Genomic DNA, 20,666 nt, shown 5'->3' with positions numbered 1-20,666 from the left:
GTCCTGGCCTGGCATGCCGCTCAGCATGCGAAGGCCCGCTGATTTTCGTCAACACCACGGAAAAATAATCCGGAGCGCCCGACGGCGGTGCGGAACCGCACGTCAGAGCGTTTCCGCTGTTCGCGCGAGGTGTCGAAGGGAATGCGCACAGGTCACGATTGCATAACGTGAAGGGGGTGACGGCCTCTCGGGCAGCCGCCGAATACTCGGCTGCGCGGGACACGGCCCCGCGGTTAGGCTCCCGCCCGAGGGGCTGACGAGGCGCCGTGCCGACGGCGGCCGGTCAGCGGACCGGGGGAGGTTCGGGAATGGCGAGTCACCTGTTCGCGCTCTGCTGGGACGCGGACGAGCCGCCGCGGCTGGCACGGTTCTGGTCCGGGCTCCTGGGCTGGGAGACGGCCGGAGAGCCGGACGAGGGCGCCGTCCTCGTGCCCGGTGACGACACCGGGTTCCGGCTCCGCTTCCTCCCGTCCACAGAGGGGAAGACCGGCCAGAGCCGGATGCACTTCGACCTGACGAGCACCTCCCTGGAGGACCAGCGGCGGACGGTGGCCAGGGCACTGGAACTGGGCGCACGGCACATCGACATCGGCCAGGGTCCCGAGGAACCCCATGTGGTGCTCGCCGACCCGGAGGGCAACGAGTTCTGCGTCATCGAACCGGGCAACAACTTCCTCGCCGACTGCGGCTTCATCGGCGCACTCGCCTGCGACGGCTCGCAGGCGGTCGGGTACTTCTGGAGCGAGGCGCTGGGCTGGCCACTGGTCTGGGACCAGGACGAGGAGACCGCGATCCGCTCGCCGCACGGCGGCCCCAAGGTCACATGGGGCGGCCCGCCGCTGATGCCGAGGGAGGGCAGGGACCGGCTGCGCTTCGACGTCGCGCCGCCTGCCGACGGTGACCAGCGCGCCGAGGTCGAGCGCCTGCTCGCTCTCGGCGCGAAGCGGACCGGCACGGAGCACGGAGCGGCAGGCGGGGTCACGATGGCCGACCCCGACGGCAACGAATTCCGTGTGCTGACGCCCCGGTAGCTCGGCGGGCGGTGGCCCGGCAGGGTGGGGAGGCCCTGCCCCTAGGGGGTGTCTTCAACGTCCCGTCTGGGCCGCGACGCCTGGCACGCACGCTCGCGACGTTGTCGATCGTCAGCGCAGCCCTCCCCCAGGCCCTGCGGGCTGGGAGGTACCCCCTGCGCTCTCCTCCCTCCGCCTTGCGACCGCACGCACCAGACTCCCCCAGCTACCGCTGGGAGGTGCCCCCGGCGGCCCCCGGCCTGGCGGCCGGACGACGCTACTTCGAAGACACCCCCTAGTAGATCGAGACCCCGTAAGCCGACAGCCACTCCACAACCGGCTGGTAGTAGGTGACGCCTCCCGTCGTGCAGTTTCCGCTGCCGCCGATGATGAGGCCCAGCGCGAGGCTGCCGGAGAAGGCGGGGCCGCCCATGTCGCCGGGCTCGGCGCAGATGTTGGAGCGGAACAGTCCGCTGACCGAGCCTTCCGGGAAGTTGACCGTGACGTTCACGGCGGTGACGGTGCCGCAGCGGTATCCGGTCGTCCGGCCGACATGGCAGACGCTCTGGCCCACGGTCGGGTTGGCGGCGGCGGTGATGTCCCGTGTCTGGCCTGTGGAGCCGAGCGAGACCTCTCCGGCGAAGACCACCGAGGAATTCGAGTAGCGGATGAGGGCGTAGTCGTTGCCGGGGAAACTCGAACCCGCGGTGGTGCCGACGAAGACGGTCCGAGCCGCGTCGGCGTACCAGCGGCTGGCGCCCTGGACACAGTGCCCCGCCATCATCCCGAAGTAGCCCGTGGAGTTACGGGCGTTGAAGCCGACGATGCAGCGTGTCCCGATGTCGCTGTAGAGGATGTCGCCGCCGCGTACCACGGTGGCCTGGACGGCGGCGCGACTGCCTGTGCCCGTGCCGCCCGGCTCCTGCGCGTACGCGGCGGGCCCGGCGGCACCGAACCAGCCGAGCAGCAGGGCCAGTACGGCGACGGCCGAGGCGGCTGTGCGCGGCCTCGCGCGGGACGTCGCATGTGAGGGTCTTCCGGCGCGGTGCGGATTCATGTTCCCTCCCCGTATGCCATGTCAGGGCATGGCATGCCATGTGCCTGTCATTGTGGGGGTGCCGGGGAGGGGGCGTCAGTACGGAAAGCGCCAATCGGCGGGCTGCGGCCGTGGGGCGCCGGGGTCCCGGAGCCCCGGGACCCCGAGGGCGGTCATTCGGTGCGGGGTGCGGCCTCGATGAGGCAGAAGGTGTTGGGCCGGGGCAGCGGGGTGATGGTGGGGGCGGTGAAGCCGGCCCGCAGGCACAGGTCGGTGAAGTCCCGCGCTGTGCGTTCCCTGCCGCCGAGATTGACGAGCATGTTGAGGTCGCTGAGATAGCTGAGCGCCGTGCCCGGGTCCGTGGTGTCGGGCAGGACCGGCTCGACGAGGAGGAGACGGCCGTGGTCGGGCACGACATCACGCACATGGCGCAGGATGGTGGTGCACTGCTCGTCGTTCCAGTCGTGCAGGACGCTCTTCAGGAGATACAGGTCGCCGCCCTCGGGCGCGGAGGCGAAGAAGTCGCCGGTCACGGCGGTGAACCGGTCGACCACCCCGGCGGCCTCCATGGTGGCAGCCGCCTGGGCGAGGCCCTGGGCCGAGTCGTAGACGACGCCCTTCGTCGCGGGCCAGCGCCGCAGCACGGCCGCGAGGAGGGTGCCGTCGCCGCCGCCCACGTCCACCACGGTGGAGAAGACGCCGAAGTCGTAGTGGTCGGGCAGCACGGCGGCGGTGGCCCGAGTGCCCTCGCTCATGGCCGCGTTGAACTGCCGGGAGAGCTCGGGATGCTGCTCCAGATAGCCGAAGAAGCTGGTGCCGAAGGTGTCGTCGAAGGCGGGCTCGCCACTGCGGACGCACTGGGCGAGCCGCTCGAAGGAGCGGACCATCAGTGGTTCGGTGAAGACCTGCGCGAGGGTGGCGAAGGAGCCCGGTGCTCGTGGGTGCAGCAGTTTCCCGCGCGGGGTGAGGGCGAAGACGCCGGGCCGCGGTTCGATTGCCAGGCCCAGGCCCGTCATCGCGCGGAGCAGGCGCAGCAGCGCGCCGGGGTCGGCGGCGCAGTCGGCGGCCACGTCGGCGGCCTCGCGTTCCCCGTCGCCGAGGTGTTCTGCCACCTTGAGCCGTGCGGCGGCGCCGAGGGTCTGGGCCGCCACCGTTCCGAAGATCATCTGCATCAGGGCCGCTCGTTCGGCGCCTTCGGAGGGCTGCCCCGACGTGATGCCCTGCCTGTTGCCGTCGCTGCTGCCGTCGCTGTTGCCGTCCGTCGCGGTCATGTCGCCCCCTGTTGTCCCGCACGTTCTCGCTGGATGCGCCCCTGGTGTGCTGACGCGCCGCCAGGGGCCGGGTTCACGGTAACTTAGGTAAGCCTAAGTTGGCGAGTGGTGGGGGTGTTCCCGGTGACGGAGCGCGTTGCCCCGGCGGGCGGTGCCGCACCGCGCGGACGCGGCCATGGGGGCGGACACGCACGGTGCGGGCGTGGTGCGGCACCGCCTCAGCATGACGGGGACGTCGTCACTCTTTGAGCCCCGCGGTGCCGGACGGCTCGTCCAGCACCGTCGAAGTGGACACGGGTGTACCGAAGTCGGGGGTGCCGTCGGCGTTCCAGTTCACCTTCTGGGCGCGGGTGGTGCGGGTGCCGCTGCAACCGTCGGACGACTTGGAGTTGGCGTGGTAGGCCATCCAGACCTCCTTCCCGTCGGGCGAGGGGAAGAAGAAGTTGTGGCCCGGACCGTAGACACCGTTCGCGTCGCTGCGCTGGAAGACGGGGCTGGAGAACTTGCGCCAGGAACCCGCGGCCAGAGGGTCGGAGCCCGTGAGTTCCATCAGCCCCAGCTTGTAGTCGGGTGTGTTGCAGTGGGAGGCCGAGTAGGTGAGGAAGGTCCGGCCGCCGTGCTGGAGGATCACCGGGCCCTCGTTGACGCTGCCCCCGGACTTCTCCCAGGAGTGGGTGGGGGTGGCGATGCGTGCGGCGGTGCCGGTCGGGGTCCACGGGTTGCTCATCCTGACCGCGTACAGGTTCTGCGTGCCGCCCTCCCAGAAGGAGTAGAGCATGTAGAGGCGGCCGTCGGGCAGCGTCAGATAGCTGCTGTCGATCATCCACCGGTTGTCGCCGTACGGATCGACCTGCCCCTTGTACGTGTACGGGCCGAGCGGGTTGTTCCCGGCGCTCTCCAGTACGTGGACGTGCTGGTGGTCGATGTTCGCGGACACGCCCGCGCTGTAGGTCAGATACCAGCGCAGCCCGTTGGGCCCGTTCAGCCGGTGCAGCTCCGGTGCCCAGAAGTTGCAGCAGCGGGAGGCCACGGTCTCGCGGTAGATGGTGGTGGGGGTGGCGGTCTTCAGGCCGCCCAGGGTGGTGGCCCTGCGCATCTCCCAGTGCGAGGCCCAGGTGGTGCCGAGGTGGTAGTAGTAACCGGCGTACCGGATGACGGTGGGATCCGCGCCGTTCTGCGACACGACGGGGTTCGTGAATGTCCCGGCGGCGGCCGTGGAACGTGCGGCCACCGCCGCGCCGGCGGCGTCGCTCGGGGGAGCGCCGGGGGCCGCCTCGGCGGCGGTGCCCGAGGGGGCCGGGGCGGCGAGGACGAGCAGGGCCGCCACGAGCAACTGCGCGGCTCTGAGGGCGGCTCTGAGGGCGAGGCGGCGTGGTAACAGGGCGTGGCTACGGGTCATGACGCGGCTCCTATGTCCGGTATTTCGAACGCCCCCCGTCATCTCGAACAGCGCCGCCCGAACGTAGAGCCACCGCACGCCACCGTCAACCCTTCCGGTGCGCGCCGGGGGGTCAGTCGGCCAGGCCGCCCGCGAACGGCATCGTCCGCCACTGGTCGACGGCCGGGTTCAGGTACTCCAGCAACGAGGGCATTCCCGGCGCGAGCGCGAGGGTGGCGAGGGCGCGCAGCATCCCCACCGCGTTCACGAAGGCCAGGACGTCCTCGTTCAACGGCCGCATGCCGTTGCGCCGCGCACCGCGGTTGTAGGCGGATTCGAGATCGGGCCCCAGCGAGGCCAGGTCCCACTCGACGGGGCCCAGCGTGACCAGCTCGAAGTCGGCGTACAGGTTCCCGTCCACCCCGTGGAAGATGTTCGCGGGCGGGGAGTCACCGTGGACGGGCTGGAGATCGATGCCCGGGAACCTCGCCTCGAAGGCCGCGCGGGAGCGCACGAGGGGTTCCAGGACGCGCCACTCGCGGTGTGCGCGGTCCAGGTCGGCCGGGGCGAGGAGGTCGGGGCGTGTCTCCAGCAGCGCGAGGCTCTCCGTCACGAAGTGCGGCTCGGCGGCGGACAGGAACGACAGCGGGCCGGGGTACGCGCGCATCGCGGCGTGCAGATCGGCGACGATCTCGGCGTTCGCGACGTAGTCGGGCTCCTTGTCCCGGTCCTCCTCGACGAACTGCCAGAACGTGATCGAGAACCCGTCGCGCTGAACGGGTTCCCGCGGCACGAGAGGGCTGGGCGGGATCACGGGGGTGCCCTGGTCGGCGAGCCACTGTGTGACGTCCAGTTCCGACTGCTGACGGTGCGTCAGGGTGCGAAGGTCCGTTGAGTGCGGCAGGACGGTGGGGATCCGGGCGACGACAGGCGAGGGTGCCAGGTGGACGACGACCGAGAACAGGTCGTGGAGCACCTTGGCAGCGCTCACGTCGAGTCCGAGGCCACGCCCCGCGCCGACGGCCGCGTCGAGGGCGGCTGAGGTGCGCTGGGCGAGCTGCTGAGGTGTCGCGAAATCGGGCATGGGGCCGATCTTTCCACGTCGCCGAGCGGGCCCGCGAGCTCAATTCGGTGCGCCACCTGGTGCGGTGCCCGGAACGGTGCTCAGCCGCTCAGCGCGCCCCCGTCGCACCCACCCCGCACCGTGTCACTCACCACCGCGCCGCGTCACCCACCCCGCACCGTGTCGACGAACGCCGCCGGGTCCCGGGGCAGATCGTCGCCGCGCCACGCCACATGGCCGTCCGGACGGACCAGCACGAAGGACCGTTCGTAGAGCTTGGCGACCTCCCCGTCGCCCCCGTGACGCACCGTCAGCGGCACGCCCCGCTCCGCGAACGCGCGCTCCAGGCCCGCGAGCCCGTCGTGATCCGCGAAGCGCAGCAGGACGAAGCCGTGTCCGAACAGGTCGAGCGTGGAGGTGGCGGCGTCCCACCAGGCGTGCGCGGCGCGGTAGCCCGGCTCGCTGCCGGGGCGCCAGTGTGCGTCGGGCCTGCCGCCGCGAACCGGCACGTCGGGGTCCTCGATGATGGCGGGGGAGCGGTAGCGCAGTCCGAAGTGGATCTCCGGCGCGTCGAACTCGCGTCGCGCGCCGCTGCTCTCCAGTTGCCGCGCCATCTCCGCGCGGGCCCGCTCGCCCTCCGGACCGTCGAGATGGATCTCGGACGGCACCTGCCTGCGCAGGGTGCGTTGCAGGTTGAGGTTGGCCTCCTCCAGGCTCTCCACGGCGATCGGCCTGCGCTCGGTCTCGTAGGTGTCGAGCAGCCCCTGCCCGGCCCAGCCGTCCAGTGTGGCGGCGAGCTTCCAGCCCAGGTCGGCGGCGTCGGCGATGCCGGTGTTCAGCCCGAAACCGCCGGAGGGCGAGAGGGTGTGCGCGGCGTCGCCGACGAGGAAGACGTTCCCCGCCCGGTACCGGTCCGCGACGCGGTGCGTCAGATGCCACTCGCCGTCGCTCAGCAGCTCCACGGGGGTGTCGACGGCGAGCGCTTCGCGGATCAGCGACAGCGCGTCGGCATGGCGGGCGGTATCGGCGGTGCCGGTCGGGTCCTCGGTATCGGAGGCGTGGGTGGCGTCGGAGGTGTCGTTGTCCACGCCCACGACCAGGTTGTACAGGTCGCTGCCGTTCAGCGCGCGCAGGGGGAAGCGGAGGGTGGAGGACAGCATGAGGAAGTGGACGAGCGCCGCGCGGTCGCCGAGTCGCTCCCGCAGCTCGGGGGCGCGGAAGAGGATGTTGCGGAAGATCTGGGTGCGGTGCCGTGCGGGCGCCTCGATGCCGCAGGACCGGCGGATGGGGGAGGAGGCGCCGTCGCTCGCGACCAGGAACCGCGCCCGGACGGTGCGGGTCTCGCCGGTGGCGTGGTCGGTGAGGATGGCGTCGACGTGCTCGTCGGCCCGCACCACGCGGTCGACGGTGGTACGGAGCCGTAGCGGGCCATCAGGGTGGACGCCGACGGCCCGCGTCAGCACCGGGTTGAGCCAGTGGGCCGGGCAGATCTGGTCGGGCTCGGGGGTGTGCGCGAAGACCGGGCGGTTCCCGGCCGTCCCACGACGGTACCGGTAGACCTCGTGGCCGCCGACCCGGGTGACCCAGGCGACATCGAGAGGGTGCTCTGACGGCCATCCCGCGTCGCGTACGGCGTCCGCGACACCCCAGCGGCGGAACAGCTCCATCGAGCGCGGACCGATGGTGCTCACCTTGGGGTGCCGGACGGTGCCGTCTCCCGCGTCGGCCACCACACAGTCGATCCCGCGGTACGTCAGGTCCAGCGCCAGCGCCATCCCGACCGGGCCGCCGCCCGCGATCAGCACATCGGTCCGCTCACCGGAATGCGTCATCTCGTCCTGCCTTTCTTCGGGGGCGGTTCGGTGCGGAAGGCACTGGCCGCGTGCCTGCGGTGGTGGGTGTGCCGCCGGGAGGGCACACGGGGGCCCTCCCGGCGTGGCGTGTCAGCGACGCGTCACGGGCGTTCCGCGATGGCCAGGAGGCAGCCGAAGTCGTCGACCCCGGCCAGGTCGGAGGGCCGGAAGGAGCCGTCGGCGAAGTCGAAGTTGCCCTCGTTCATGGCGGCGGGACGCTCCTCGACGGCCGCCAGCTTCGCCAGCTCGTCGGCGAGGCGCAGCGTGGTCTGCTCCGTGACGTCGAGGATGCCGCGCAGCCGCAGGCCCGAGCGGTGGAGCAGCGCGACGTAGTCGTCGATGTCCGCCGTGGTGGACATCAGATCGCGGCAGAACTTGTCGATGCCCACGTGCCGCACCTCCTTGCGCGGGTGGCGCTCGAACACGTCGGTCAGTACGAGCCGGCCGCCGGGCACGAGCACCCGCGCCACCTCGCTGAGCACCTGCTGCCTGTCCGGCATGTGGCAGAGCGACTCCAGGGCCATCACCGCGTCGAACGACGCGTCCGCGAAGGACAGCTTCATCGCGTCGCCGTGCTCGAACACCGCGCGGTCGGCGACCCCGGCCTCGGCCGCCAGCCGGTTGGCGGTCCTGATCTGCTCCTCGCTGATGCTGATGCCGGTGACCCGCGCGCCGGTCTGTGTCACGACCCGCAGACCGGGGCCGCCCACCCCGCAGCCCAGATCGAGGACGTGCGACGTCCCGTCCACCTTCATGCGCTCGATGAACACATCGGTGAGCCGGTCCATCGCCTCCTCGATCGTGGCCTCGGAGTCGGGTGTGTCCCAGTAGCCGATGTGCACGTTGGTGTTGAAGGAGCCGTCCTTCATCGCGCTCAGCGTGAGCTGGTCGTACAGCTTGCCGACGGCTTCCGGCTGGGGCAGGGTCTGGGCGGTGTCGGTCATGGCAGCGGCCTTTCGGTCGACGGGTGCGGGAGATGCGGGGTGGTACGGGGCGGGGCGGTGGGGACGGGTACGGGTACGGGGCGTCAGGCGTCCGCGGACACTGTCGTCGACGCGGTGTCCTGGGCGCGGCCCCACTCGATCTCCTGGCACCGGGCGTAGTCGGGCAGCAGCCCCTGCCGGTGCGCCTCGGCGAAGGTGACCGCAGCACGGTCCCGTTCGGAGAGGACCGGTTCGGTGTCCACGGTCACGGGCAGCCCGAGGGCCGGATCGAGGACGGACAGGGACAGCTCGTTCGCGGGTACGTAGCTCTCGGAGAGCATGTAGGACATGACGGTGTCGTCCTCCAGCGCCACGAACGCGTGGCCCACCCCCACGGGGAGATAGGTGGCCCGGTGGTCCCGCTGGTCCATCAGCACCGAGTCCCACCGTCCGAACGTGGGCGAGCCGACCCTGATGTCGACCACGATGTCCAGGGCGCTGCCCCGCGCGCAGTAGACGTACTTCGCGGTGCCGGGCGGCGTCACGGTGTAGTGGATTCCCCGCACCACGCCGCGCCGGGACATGCTGTGGTTGGTCTGCGCGACGTGGAAGAGCGGGGCGCCGTGCGCCTCGGTGAACGCCTCCTCCTGGAACGGCGAGATGAACAGCCCCCGTTCGTCGGGGAAGACGCGGGGGGTGAACTGGAGCGCCCCCTCGACGGCGAGTGCGTGTGCCTGCATATGTGCTCCCGTGGCTCGGTGGGCGGCGCGGTGAACGGCTCGGTGGAACAACGGAGTTGACGGGGTGTCACAGCGGGGTGTGACGCGGGGCGTCACAGGGTGTCCAGCACCTCGCGCACCGCGTGGATGACCTTGTCCTGGAGATCGGGGGAGAGCGAGGGGTACATCGGCAGGGAGAAGATCTCCCCGGCCAGCGCCTCGGTGACCGGCAGCGAGCCCTCGGGGCAACCGAGGTGGGCGAATCCGGTCATGGTGTGCACCGGCCACGGATAGCTGATGTTCAGGTGGATGTCGTAGGCCCTGAGCCGCTCGATGATGTCGTCGCGCCGGGGGTGCCGCACCACGTACACGTAGTACACGTGCTCATTGCCGGGCACGGTGCGCGGAAGCCCGAGGCCGGTGTCTCCGAGACCGTCGGCGTAGCGCCGCGCGACAGCCCTGCGGTCCGCGATGTAGGTGTCGAGCCGCCGCAGCTTGCGGCGCAGGATCTCGGCCTGGACCTCGTCGAGACGGCTGTTGTGGGCAGGGGTTTCCAGGGTGTAGTAGCGGTCCTCCATGCCGTAGTACCGCAGCCGCCGCAGGCGCCGCGCCACGGTGTCGTCCGAGGTGAGCGTCGCGCCGCCGTCGCCGTACGCGCCGAGGACCTTGGTCGGGTAGAAGGAGAAGGCCGCCGCGTCGCCGGTCGTGCCCGCGAGGGTGCCGCCCTGCCGCGCACCGTGTGCCTGGGCGCAGTCCTCCAGGATCACCAGCCCGTGCCGGTCGGCCAGCTCCCTCAAGGGGGCCATGTCCACGCACTGCCCGTACAGATGCACCGGGAGGAGGCACCGTGTGCGCTCGGTGATCGCCGCCGCGACCTGGGAGGTGTCCATGAGGAAGTCGTCCTCGCGGACGTCGACGAAGACGGGTGTGGCGCCCGTGGAGTCGATGGCCACCACCGTCGGCGCGGCGGTGTTCGACACCGTGATCACCTCGTCGCCGGGGCCGACTCCCAGCGCCTGGAGGCCGAGCTTGACCGCGTTCGTCCCGTTGTCGACGCCGACGCAGTGGTCGGCGCCGTGGTAGGCGGCGAATTCCGTCTCGAAGCCGCGCACGCTCTCGCCGAGCACGAGCTGCCCCGACCGGAAGACCGTCTCCACGGCGTCGAGAAGGTCCGCACGTTCGGCCTCGTACTCCGTCAGGTAGTCCCATACACGCGTGGTCATGCGTCAGTCAGCCTTTCCTCGTACCTCGTACTGCCTGCGGTGGGTGTGTGCCGTGAGTCGCGGTGACGGTGACGGTGACGGGCGGAGGAGGTGTGCGGTCACCGGACGCTCGCCTCCTCTGCCTGCTGCTGCCGGGCCAGTGCGGCGACGGTGCGGCGCACCCCCTCGGAGAGCGGGATCCGCGGGTGCCAGCCGGTGGCCGCGCGGAACGGGGAGGAGTCGATGGTCACGCTGCGGAAGTCCGTCCCCGGCGCGTGCGAGGGCGGTGCCACGGATTCCACGGCGACCGGGGGCCGCCCCGTGCGCGCCGACATGGCACGGGCGACGAGCCGGAAGACCTCGCCCAACTCGTCGCCACGGCCCGCGCCGATCAGCCAGTGGCCGCCTACCAGGGGGTCGGGGTGGTCGAGCGCGGCCGTGAACGCCGCCGCGACATCCTCGACATGGACCAGATCGCGCCGCACCGTGCCGTCGTGCCACATGGTGAGCGGCTCGCCCGCGAGCGCCCGCCGCGCCATGGCGGACACGACCCCCCGGTCGTCGGCGCCGGGCACCGCGCTCTCACCGAACACGGTGGGCAGCCGCAGGCTGACGCCGCGCACCGAGCCCTCGGCCGTGGCCTTCTTGAGTATCTGTTCCGCCGTCAGTTTCTGCTGGTCGTAGGCGGTTCCGGGGTGGTCGGGCTCGCTGCCGTCGAGCGGTTCACGCGGCGGCACCCCGACCTGCGAGGCGGCGCCGCCGTACACCACCAGCGGGGGCGCCGCGCCGGGCACCGCGCCGGGTGCCGCGCCGCCGGGGCCGGGGCGCAGCACGTCGACGAGGTCCCGCATCACCCCCACGTTCACCCGTTCGGCGCCGGGATCGTTCTCGGCGGCGCGCCAGCCGCCGTCCGCGAGGAGCAGATGCACCACCACGTCGGACCCCGCGACCGCCTCGGCGAGCGCCGAACGGTCGGTGAGATCGGCCGTGACGACGCTGGTCTCGGCCGGTCCAGGCGGGGGTGTGCTCGGCCTGCGCGCCACGGCACGCAGACGGACGGGACGACGCGCCAGCGCGCGGGTCACGGCCGAACCCACGAAGCCCGAGGCGCCCAGCACGGTGATCAGCGGTGCGGGGGCCGCGGAGGAGGTCGCGGATGGGGTCGCGGAGTTCGCGGGGGTCGCGGAGGTGGACGACGGTGTGCGCTGCATGTCACATCCCTTCTCGGGTCCGGGCCGCCATGGCGTTGAGGCAGGCCAGGAGTGTGCGGGCCTCGACGTTGAGGTAGTGCCCGTGCCGGGTGAGGGCCCGCAGTTGCGCCGGGGTGGCCCAGGCGTAGTCGGGCGGCGGGTCGAGCGGGACCACGGACGGGTCCGCCTCGACGGCGAGGTAGCGGCTCCTGGCGTTCAGGAAGCGGCCACCCTCCTCGGAGTGGACGGCCTGGTAGCGGATGCGTGACGCGGGCGCTTCCAGTACCGCGTCGAGGAAGAGCGGCCGGTCAGCGGCCGGGAGGTGGGCGTAGTTGCCCGGTGTGCACTGGACCGTCGGGCCCAGCTCGACCGTGTCCAGGAAGCCGCCCTCGGCACGCGCGTGCACCAGCACATGCGGCACGCCGCCGATCTCGCGCACGAGGAACGCCGAGACCCCCATGCCGACGGGTTCGATCAACGGCTGTGTCCAGCCCACCACTTCGCGGTTGCCGGCGCGCACGGAGACGGCGGCGACCTTGAAGTAGCGGCCGTCCTCGTGCTCGATCGTCTCCACGCCGTGCTTCCAGCCGCGCACGGAGGCGAGCGGTATGCGACGGACCCGCACATCGTGCCGGGAGCGCTCGCCCGTGAACCACGACAGGAGCTGCGCGTCGGTCAGCAGCGCACCGGGCGTGGTGTCCGGGTACGGCACACACGACAGCACGGTCCTGGCGTTCATGTTGACCATGTCGTCCTCGTGCAGCAGCCGCGCGATCTGCCCGAGGGTGAGCCAGCGGAAGTCGTCCAGCTCGGGCACCTCGTCCACGGTTTCGACGAGCATGTTGCGGTTGGACTTGTGGAAGAACCACGACCCCTGCTCCGACTGGAGCACGTCGACCAGGACACGCTCCGGATCGGGCCGCACGAAGTGGTCCAGGAGCTTGACGTCCATGCCCCGGTGGGCCCTGGTGTAGTTGCTGCGCGTGGCCTGCACGGTCGGGGAGAGCTGGAGCAGATTGTGGTTGCCCGGCTCCATCTTGGCCTGCATCAGAAAGTGCAGCACCCCGTCCAGCTCCTTGGCCAGGATGCCGAGGATGCCCACCTCCGGCTGCCTGATGACGGGCTGCTCCCACTCCCGGTAGGGGCCGTCGCCGTAGGGCCCGTCGTGCTCCACCACGTGCATGCCCTCGACGGTGAAGAACCGCCCGCTGCGGTGCACGAGGTTGCCGGTGCCGTGCTCGAACTCCCACGCGTCCAGTTCCGCGAACGGTATGCGGTCAACCTGGAAGACATGGGCGCGGCGGCGCTCGGCGAGCCAGGCGCGGACGTCCTCGGTCCGCAGGTGCGCACCGTGGGTGGTCGCGGCGGACAGGGCGATACGGTCGGCCTGCTCGCGGTCCTCGCGCGCACGCAACGTGGTCATGGCGGGGGCGGACACGGGGGCGAGGGCGGTGGCGGCGGGGGGCGGTGGGCCCGGGCAAGACGACATCGGGACTCCCTGTCTGCGGGGTGGCGGAGCAAAGGCGGTGTGCGCCCGGCCGTCGGAGCGACGGGCAAGCACGCTCGTCGGGTCAGGGCCGCCGCGCGGTGATCAGGACGTAGCCCGCGTGCGGGTGCTTCCCGAAGGTCTCCATCAGGCCGGCCGCCGTGGTGAGGTGCCGTGCCGCCTCGGCGTCGAGGGAAGCGGCGAGCTCCCGGAAGGCGGCCGAGGCGTGCCCGAAACTGGCGCGGACGCGCTCGCCGATGTCCGTCAGCTCCAGCAGCTCCCAGCCCGCTTCCGCCAGACGTGAGCGGTGCTCGTCGGGCGTGTTGATCCCGGCGATCTCGTACACGTCCAGCATCCCGTCCAGCACGTCCTTGTCGGCACCGGTGAAGGGTTCGCGCTGGCACAGATCCGCGACGACGAGACGGCCGCCGGGCCGCACGACGCGGCGGACCTCCCCCAGCGCCGCGCCCTGGTCGGGCATGTGCAGCAGCGATTCGATGGCGAAGGCGCCGTCGAAGGAACCGTCGTCGAAGGGGAGAGCCATGGCGTCGGCGAGCCGGAAGGAGACCCGGCCGCGCGCTTCGGAGCCCTCCGCCTCCTTCTCCGCCTGGGCGAGCTGCTGCTGGCTGACGGTGATGCCGGTGACGCCGACACCGTGTGCACCCGCGATGCGCAGGGCGGGCAGGCCGTTGCCGCAGCCCACGTCCAGCAGCCGCCGGCCGGGACCGAGGGCGAGGCGGTCGGCGACGAGGTCGGTGAGGCGGTCGGTGGCCTCCGTCATCGGAACCTCGTGATCGTCCTCCTCCCAGTAGCCCACGTGGATGTTGCCGCCCAGGGCGTTCGAGGCGCCCGCGTCGGCGAACACGTCGTACGTGCGGCCGACGGAGTCGGGGGTGGCGTCGGGCTGGTGTGTCATGGGTGCCTTCTCTTCGTGCGGCGTCGGTGACGGGGAAGGTGAAGGTGTCGGTGTGGGTGCTGCCGGTGAGAGTGCCTGTGTGGGTGTGCCGTGATGGGCCGCGGGCGGCCGGACGGGCCGGGCGGCACCGGGGAGGCTGAGCACCAGACGGGACGGTCCGTGGAAGACCATGTCGTCGGGATACTCGACCCGCTGGACGCCGTGGCCCAGCCCGGGGAGGCCGTCCATCAACGTGCCGAGGCCGATCTCCGCCTCGGCACGGGCCAGCGTCGCGCCGAGGCAGTAGTGGATGCCGAGCCCGAAGCTCAGGTGCCGGTCGGCGGGACGGCGCACGTCGAGCACGTCGGGGTGCGGGAAACGCGCGGGGTCCCGGTTCGCCGAGCCCAGCAGGGCGACTACGCGGCTGCCGCGCGGCACCGCCAGGTCACCGAGGCGGGTGTCCTCGTACGCCCAGCGCGTCACCGCCTGCACGGGCGGGTCGTAGCGCAGCAGTTCTTCGACGGCTCCCGGTATCAGCCCGGGAGCGCCGCTCAGCGTGTCGAGGACGCGGGGGTGTGCGCGCAGCGTCAGCACGGCCTTCGACAGGAAGTGGGTGGTGGTCTCGTGTCCGGCGGTCAGCAGATGGACGCAGGTGCCCACGATCGTCTCCACGCTCAGCGGCGCGCCGCCGTCGCGGGCGCGGACGAGGAGGGTGAGCAGGTCGTCGCGGTCCTCACCCTGGCGTCGGCGTATCTCCTCGCGGAAGTAGCGGTCGAACTCCCGCGCTGCCGCCTCGGCCCGCGCGTAGCTGTCCGTGCCCTCGCGCGACCGGGTACTGCTCGCGCCCTGGAGGGCCACCGCGTTGGCGCGGAGCCACCCTTGGTGTTCCTCGGGGACGCCGAGCAGCTCGGAGATGACGAGCACGGGGAACGGCGCCGCGAAGCCCTCGACGAAATCCGCCTCCCCGCTCCCGGCCATCTCTCCCAGCCGGGCCAGGAGCCCGTGCGCGAGGTCCGCGATGCGGGGACGCAGACCGGTCACGACGTTGGGGGAGAACTCCGCACCGAGCAGGGAGCGCAGCTCGGTGTGGCGCGGCGGGTCCAGGAACACCAGCCAGTTCTCGACGACGGCCCGCAGGGTCGCGTACGCGGCGGGAACCGGCCCGGGCGCCGGTCCGGACGCCGCTCCGGTGTCGCCCGACGCCGCCCGCGCGTTCCGGCCGAAGCGCCGGTCCGTGAGCACCCGGACGACCTCGTCGTAGGAGAAGACATAGAAGGTGCCGGTGCCCGGGCCGCTCCCCGCCTCCGGCGCCACGTGGTGTACCGGTGCCGCCTCGCGGTAGCGCCGGTACACCGGGTAGGGGTGGGCGATGTCCTTACGGTCCCAGCCCTTGAGGTCGAACCGCGGCAGCGTCGCGGATGACATGCGGTCTCCTTCGGTCGGCGGTGACGGCGCGGGGTGTGTGACGGCGCGGGGTGTGCCGGTGCGGCTCCGGGCACCTCGCCCGGAAGCGCTCCAGCGGCTCTACGGGCGCGGTGGCCGGAAGTGGTCGGCCCAGAACGCGCACATCTCGCCCACGCGCGCGGGCACCAGGGGGTGTTTGCCGCACGCCGCCGCGAGGTGGTCGAGGCGCAGTGCGATGCCGCGCCGTGCCACGTCGGGGCGGGAGACGGGCGCGGGCTGCTCGGTGAGCTCGAACGAAGGGCCCGCGGTCATGCCCCGGCGCCCCGACGGCATCGTCACCAGCAGTTCCGCCAGCGGACGCATCAGACCCGTCATCATGTCGATGGCCCCGTTCATCAGGTCGGACCGTCGCAGGCTCCCGTCCGGGCGCTCGCCGAAGTGCTGCACCATGAGCTGGAGCGCCATGAAGTAGGCACGGTTGAACAGCTCCATGACCGAGCGCGCTTCCTCGTCGGTGACCGTCTCCATGGCCGGGTTGCCCTGCCCGAGCGTCGGGTTCCGCACGACGGGGTAGGCCGGGCTCCACCGTTCGGTGCCGGGGCGGTGGTGTGCGTCCGGCGCGCCGCGCAGCAGCTCGGAGATCCGCAGGAACGCGGCGTAGTGCGACTCCTCAGCGGCACCCGGCGCTCCTCCTGCGCCCGGCGCTCCTCCTGCGCCCGGCGCTCCTCCTGTGCCCGGCACCCCCGCGATGCCCGGGCCGAGCACCCCGCCCTCCCCCTGCTCGGTGATGACGTCGATCGCGAACAGCGCGCTGGCCAGGTCGTCGACCTCCAACTGGTAGTCGGGGTGGTGCCGGTTGACCGACTCGCGCAGGAAGAGGTGGTGCTCACCGCCGCCCCTGCCCTTCTCCACCAGGAACAGGTCGGGGACGCTGTGCAGGCCCTCCCTGATGTCCGCGTACAGCTCGCTCAGCGAGCCGTACGGGTGCCGGTCGTCGCGGGCCGCGGGCGCCGCCGCCGCGTCGCCCCGCCGCACCTCACCGGCCAGGCCCTCCGGCCGCTCGATCCGCGTGAACCGCTCCACGCTGCCGGGCCCCAGCCCCTCCAGGGAGAAGTCCAGCGGCACCGGCAGCTCCTGGTTCAGGGTGCCGAAGTCGACGCGCGGCACATGGAACGGCTCGCCCAGCGCGGTGAGGATGTTGTTGACGAGGAGGAAGTGGACCATCTCCTCGCGGGCGATGTTCAGCAGCATGCCGCGGATGCCCTCGTCCCGCGTCTCCCCGCCGTCGCCGCAGGCGAGCCGGAGCTGCCCGGGCGTCCATATGCCCCGTCGCACATACTGCGCACCGGCGCCGTGGGTGGGCACGGAGTAGGCCGCGTAGAGGTACTGGAGCATGACGGCCAGCTCGACCGCCGCCGCGTCGCGCAGCACCGCGACGAGCCTGCCGCGGGTGGTGATCCGCCTCCTCGGGAGGGAGGCCGCGGGCTCGGTGAGAAGGACCGCGTCCGGCACCTGCTGGGCGCGCAGGAACGTCCGCAGGAGCTGTGCCTTCGGCTCGGACAGGTCCCGCGTCGGCGGCATGTAGTACGTCTTCGCCTTGTTGCGCGGGTCGCACATCTGCCAGATCAGCTTCGCGTACGTCTCCACCTTGCACCGGTCGGCCAGGCTGAAGACCTCCGCCTTCATGAAGGAGTACAGGTGCTCGTAGAACGCGAACACCTCCGTGTAGACGAGGTCGAAGGTCGCCTCGTCCCCGCCGGTCCCGGCCAGCCGCCAGTCGTCGGGGAGCACCCGCACCGACAGGTACCCGGCGCCGGGCCAGTAGCCGAGCGTGTCACCGAGGTCGTGGCCGAGGGCGGCGGAGCCGGGGAGGTCCACGTCGCACGGCAGATCACCGTCGTCCGCCGACAGCAGCACACGTGCCGTACCGGCCGAGGCGCCGCGCAGGGTGAACCACCCCAGGCCGGCGGCGTCCGTCTCCAGGACGCAGGTGCTCGACCACGCACCGGAGCCGTCCCGTCGGCCCGCGCGCACCCGGACGATGTCCACGTCCGAGCAGCGTGCCTCGGGGTCGCGCGCGGCCGGGTCGCACGGCAGGGCCCTGGGGTTGAAGAACTGCCGCACGCCGATCCCGCCGACGGCGGCCGGTCGGCCGCGTACATAGGACCGCACGAGCACTTCGACGTCGTGCTCCGCGTCGTCCGGGCCGCGAGGGTGCTCCAGGAAGAGACACGCGTCGTCGGCCTGGACGTTGACCTCCTTCTCGCGCAGCCGCGTCACCGTGCCGCCCGGCCCGGTGCTCACCAGGCACAGCGCCTCCCCGGCGGCGGCCTCGGCGGGCAGCTCGCCTGGCACCGTGACCAGACCGCCCGCCAGGCCGTACGTGTCGCCGAGATACGCCTGCCGGGGTATCCGGGCCACGAGCAAGTCGCTGTCCGCCGTGCGCAGTTCGAGGTCACCGACGTCCACGGGTGCGGGGGGCCCGGCCTCGGACGCCCCATGTTCCGGCAACGCTGTGACCATGTTGAGGGTGACGTGCTCGTCCGTCAGCCCGACGCAGAGGTTGTGCAGCCCGCCCGCTTCCCGCCCGCCCGCTTCCCGCCCGGACGCGCCGCGCTCCGGGACGAGCAGCCGCCCCGCCGGGTATGTGCGCGGCTCATGCGGACGCCAGGGCGCCACCGTGCCGCGCAACCGCCACCTGCCCGGCAGGTCCGGTGCCTGCGGCGCCGCCAGGTGGCTGAGGGCGAACTGCACCACCAGGCCGCCGCACTCCCCGGAGGCCACCGTGGCACGCAGCCGCCGCACGGCCGGGGACACGTCCGCCTCGTCGAGCCAGGTCAGCTCCTCCTCGGTCACGACGAACTGGTGGGCGACGGACCGGCGCAGCCGCCCCGCCAGCCAGTGCCCGTCGTCGGCCGCGTGGGGCGCGTGCCCCGCGTTGTGCCACCTCGGAGGGGAGAAGCCGTGGACGTTCCCGGTGGCCATGTACCCCACGTCGTGGGAACGTCCGGCGCGCCCGAAGCAGAACTGACCCACCATCAGCGTCGTGGTCCACTCGGAGGACGGGTCGACGTCGAAGACCCGTGCCCGGTTGACCGTCGTGGCGAGGTACTCGTTGTAGTGCCCCCACATGTCCACACCGCGGCCGACCAGCGGATCGGCGGTGTCGACGTCCCCCGCGCGCTCCTCGACGCCGACGATCCGCGCGTCGATCGCGAAGTGCCCGTTGCCCGCGAAGTCCTCGCCCTTGACCGCGCTGAAGGGCCCGTCGGGCGCCGGGCTGCCCGTGCTGTCGTACCTCGGCCCCAGCCGGTCGAGGTGGTCGTGGTACTCGCCGGGCGGGCGGTGCGCGGGGAAGGGCCGCCCGTCCTTGGTGAGCGCCGTGTTCGTCGCGAGGTCGACGAGGCCGCTGCGCGCGCCCGTGGGCAGGTGTGTCGTCGCCGTTCCGCCGAAGTGCAGACGGGGCACGTCGAATACGCTCACGACGGCTCCTGCGAGCGGCTCGTCCGGCTGGCGGCGAACACGCGGCTCGACCGTGGCTCGTACCACTCGATCTCGTGTGCGGCGTCGATCGCCGACTCGATCGCGCCCTCGATCCACGCGGGCTTCGACGAGCAGTGCTCACCGGCGAAGAAGAGCCCCTTCTGCGGCCGGGCGGCCTCCCGCCGCTCCGCCTCGCGCAGGGCTGCCTCCTGGCCCCAGCGGACCGTGGCCGCGCCCCACGACCACCGGCGCGCGCCCCAGGCCCGGCCCGCCACGCCCAGGACCATGCCGGGGCGCCGTAACTCGGGGTGCATGACGCTCAGTTCCCTGGCGACGACCGCGTTCCGCTCCGCCTCGCCGAGCTCGGCGAGCGCGTCGGCGTCGGGGCCGATGGTGTAGCTCGCGAGCAGTACCGCGCCGAGTGCCGGATCGCCGTCGGCGGGCGGGTAGTAGGTCTGCCGCACATGTCCGCCGGTGAAGGAGGCACCGCCGCTGATCCCGTCCTTCTCCCAGAACGCCTCGCGGCAGTGGAAGGCGATCTTCGTCGCCGGCCAGTACTTCGTCTGGTGGACGATGTCCAGCTTCTCCTGGTCGAAGCCGGTCAGCCGCATCGTCCTGAGCACCGTGAACGGGATGGTGCACACCACGTAGTCGCAGGTCCTGGTGACGGTTCTCAGGCCCTGGCGGACGCGCAGGACCACCCCGTCGTCCCGGACGTCGACACCCACCACCTCCTGGCCGGTCGAGATCGGCCCCCGGATGCGCGCGGCGAGCTGCCGGGGGAGCGCGTCCATCCCGTCGCGCAGCCGCACGATGGTGGAGCTGGTCTCGTCGAGCACGTCGTCGAGGAAGCGTTCGAGGCGTGGCGGGCAGAAGGAGCGCACCTGGGGGTGGTCGGCGAAGAACGCGTGCAGGTCGATCCTGTTCTTCGCGCTGCCGTGCCGGTACGGCGTCAGGTCGAAGTGGTCGATGAGGTTGAGGAGTTCGACGCCTATGTCGTCGTGCAGCCCGTCGTAGAACTGTCGGGGTGCGATGGCCCGTATGCTCGCGTCCAGCCAGGCACCGAACAGCAGGGTGTCGTCCTGGTAGTTCCGGTCCGGCAGCCTCGCGGCGAACTCGGCGACAAGGGTTTCGTGCGCGTCGCGCACCCGGAGGTACCCGGAGGAGGTGGGGAGGTAGGCGGCCTCGTCGGAGAACAGCGTCCGGAACTCGCGCACTTGTTTCTGGAGGCCGAGTTCGGCGATGTAGTGCATGGTCAGCCGGTGCCCGGCGGGGATGCGCATCGCGCCGAGCTCGGCGAGCGGACCGGTCCGGCCGCCGCCGGGGAAGCGGTGGGTGTGGATGCGTCCGCCGATCTCGTGGCTTCCCTCGATGACCTGGACGTCGTGTCCGAGGCGCTCCAGTTCGTACGCCGCCACCAGACCGGCGATACCGGCGCCGATGACGGTGACCTTTTTCGGGCCACCGATGGCGCCGTCCGGCCCGTCCATCTCCTTCAGGGGTGCCGTCACAGGTTCTTCCTCCAGTACGCGATGTCCAAGGCCGGATGCATGTCCTGGATGAACGCCAGCGCCGTTCCCGGTCCCGGAAAGGGCGTTGCCGGGGATTGCTGTCGGCAATTGTTTGCGTCGCGCGGCACCGTTCGTATCCCCCAGCGGACCCGCGCACGGGCGGGTTGACCGACGGTTCAGGCGCGCGATCGGGGCGGCACGGCGTCGCCACACCACGCGAACGCGCGGGATTTTGGGCGCGC

Annotated in this window: 14 protein-coding genes; 1 reads left to right on the top strand and 13 read right to left on the bottom strand. The window is 71.8% G+C overall.

What is annotated here, in order from left to right; all coding sequences use genetic code 11:
- The first annotated feature begins 308 nt into the window (after positions 1 to 308).
- Positions 309 to 1,031, top strand: a complete 723-nt coding sequence (locus ACWGJ2_RS02390) for a VOC family protein (RefSeq protein ID WP_453344049.1) — start codon at positions 309 to 311, stop codon at positions 1,029 to 1,031.
- Positions 1,032 to 1,305: 274 nt separating this feature from the next.
- Here ACWGJ2_RS02390 and ACWGJ2_RS02385 read toward each other — a convergent pair whose 3' ends face one another.
- The 13 genes from ACWGJ2_RS02385 to ACWGJ2_RS02325 form a co-directional block, all read right to left on the bottom strand.
- Positions 1,306 to 2,067 carry a S1 family peptidase gene (locus ACWGJ2_RS02385; RefSeq protein WP_453344048.1) on the bottom strand — a complete coding sequence of 254 codons (762 nt, stop codon included), beginning with the start codon at positions 2,065 to 2,067 and terminating at the stop codon, positions 1,306 to 1,308.
- 152 nt (positions 2,068 to 2,219) lie between these two features.
- Positions 2,220 to 3,317 (bottom strand): methyltransferase, encoded by a 1,098-nt coding sequence (locus ACWGJ2_RS02380; protein WP_453344047.1) that lies wholly within the window; start codon positions 3,315 to 3,317, stop codon positions 2,220 to 2,222.
- Positions 3,318 to 3,555: 238 nt separating this feature from the next.
- Positions 3,556 to 4,716, bottom strand: coding sequence for a glycoside hydrolase family 43 protein (locus tag ACWGJ2_RS02375; RefSeq protein ID WP_453344046.1), 1,161 nt, complete (start codon positions 4,714 to 4,716; stop codon positions 3,556 to 3,558).
- A 112-nt stretch (positions 4,717 to 4,828) separates the two neighbouring features.
- The gene (locus tag ACWGJ2_RS02370) at positions 4,829 to 5,779 is read right to left on the bottom strand and encodes a phosphotransferase family protein (RefSeq protein ID WP_453344045.1); all 951 of its coding nucleotides are present in this window, start codon (positions 5,777 to 5,779) and stop codon (positions 4,829 to 4,831) included.
- A 143-nt stretch (positions 5,780 to 5,922) separates the two neighbouring features.
- On the bottom strand, positions 5,923 to 7,590 hold the full coding sequence (locus ACWGJ2_RS02365; protein WP_453344044.1) for an FAD-dependent monooxygenase: 1,668 nt from the start codon (positions 7,588 to 7,590) through the stop codon (positions 5,923 to 5,925).
- Between the two features lie 122 nt (positions 7,591 to 7,712).
- Entirely contained in the window at positions 7,713 to 8,555 is an 843-nt protein-coding gene (locus ACWGJ2_RS02360) for an SAM-dependent methyltransferase (protein ID WP_453344043.1), read from the bottom strand.
- 83 nt (positions 8,556 to 8,638) lie between these two features.
- Positions 8,639 to 9,274: a dTDP-4-dehydrorhamnose 3,5-epimerase family protein gene (locus tag ACWGJ2_RS02355; protein WP_453344042.1), complete on the bottom strand. Its 636-nt coding sequence runs from the start codon at positions 9,272 to 9,274 to the stop codon at positions 8,639 to 8,641.
- 92 nt (positions 9,275 to 9,366) lie between these two features.
- Positions 9,367 to 10,476 (bottom strand): DegT/DnrJ/EryC1/StrS family aminotransferase, encoded by a 1,110-nt coding sequence (locus tag ACWGJ2_RS02350; RefSeq protein ID WP_453344041.1) that lies wholly within the window; start codon positions 10,474 to 10,476, stop codon positions 9,367 to 9,369.
- 98 nt (positions 10,477 to 10,574) lie between these two features.
- A complete protein-coding gene (locus ACWGJ2_RS02345; protein WP_453344040.1) occupies positions 10,575 to 11,666 on the bottom strand; it encodes an NAD-dependent epimerase/dehydratase in 1,092 nt (363 codons plus the stop codon).
- Position 11,667: 1 nt separating this feature from the next.
- Positions 11,668 to 13,068 (bottom strand): NDP-hexose 2,3-dehydratase family protein, encoded by a 1,401-nt coding sequence (locus tag ACWGJ2_RS02340; protein WP_453344039.1) that lies wholly within the window; start codon positions 13,066 to 13,068, stop codon positions 11,668 to 11,670.
- 148 nt (positions 13,069 to 13,216) lie between these two features.
- Entirely contained in the window at positions 13,217 to 15,451 is a 2,235-nt protein-coding gene (locus ACWGJ2_RS02335) for a cytochrome P450 (protein WP_453344038.1), read from the bottom strand.
- Positions 15,452 to 15,550: 99 nt separating this feature from the next.
- Positions 15,551 to 18,913 carry a ferritin-like domain-containing protein gene (locus ACWGJ2_RS02330; RefSeq protein ID WP_453344037.1) on the bottom strand — a complete coding sequence of 1,121 codons (3,363 nt, stop codon included), beginning with the start codon at positions 18,911 to 18,913 and terminating at the stop codon, positions 15,551 to 15,553.
- A complete protein-coding gene (locus tag ACWGJ2_RS02325; protein ID WP_453344036.1) occupies positions 18,910 to 20,424 on the bottom strand; it encodes a flavin monoamine oxidase family protein in 1,515 nt (504 codons plus the stop codon). Before ACWGJ2_RS02325 ends, ACWGJ2_RS02330 begins: the two co-directional genes overlap by 4 nt.
- Between the last annotated feature and the right edge of the window lie 242 nt (positions 20,425 to 20,666).

Source organism: Streptomyces sp. NPDC054796 (assembly GCF_053611545.1).
Note: the sequence above shows the minus strand (reverse complement) of the source record. Positions and strands in the feature narration are given on the sequence as shown.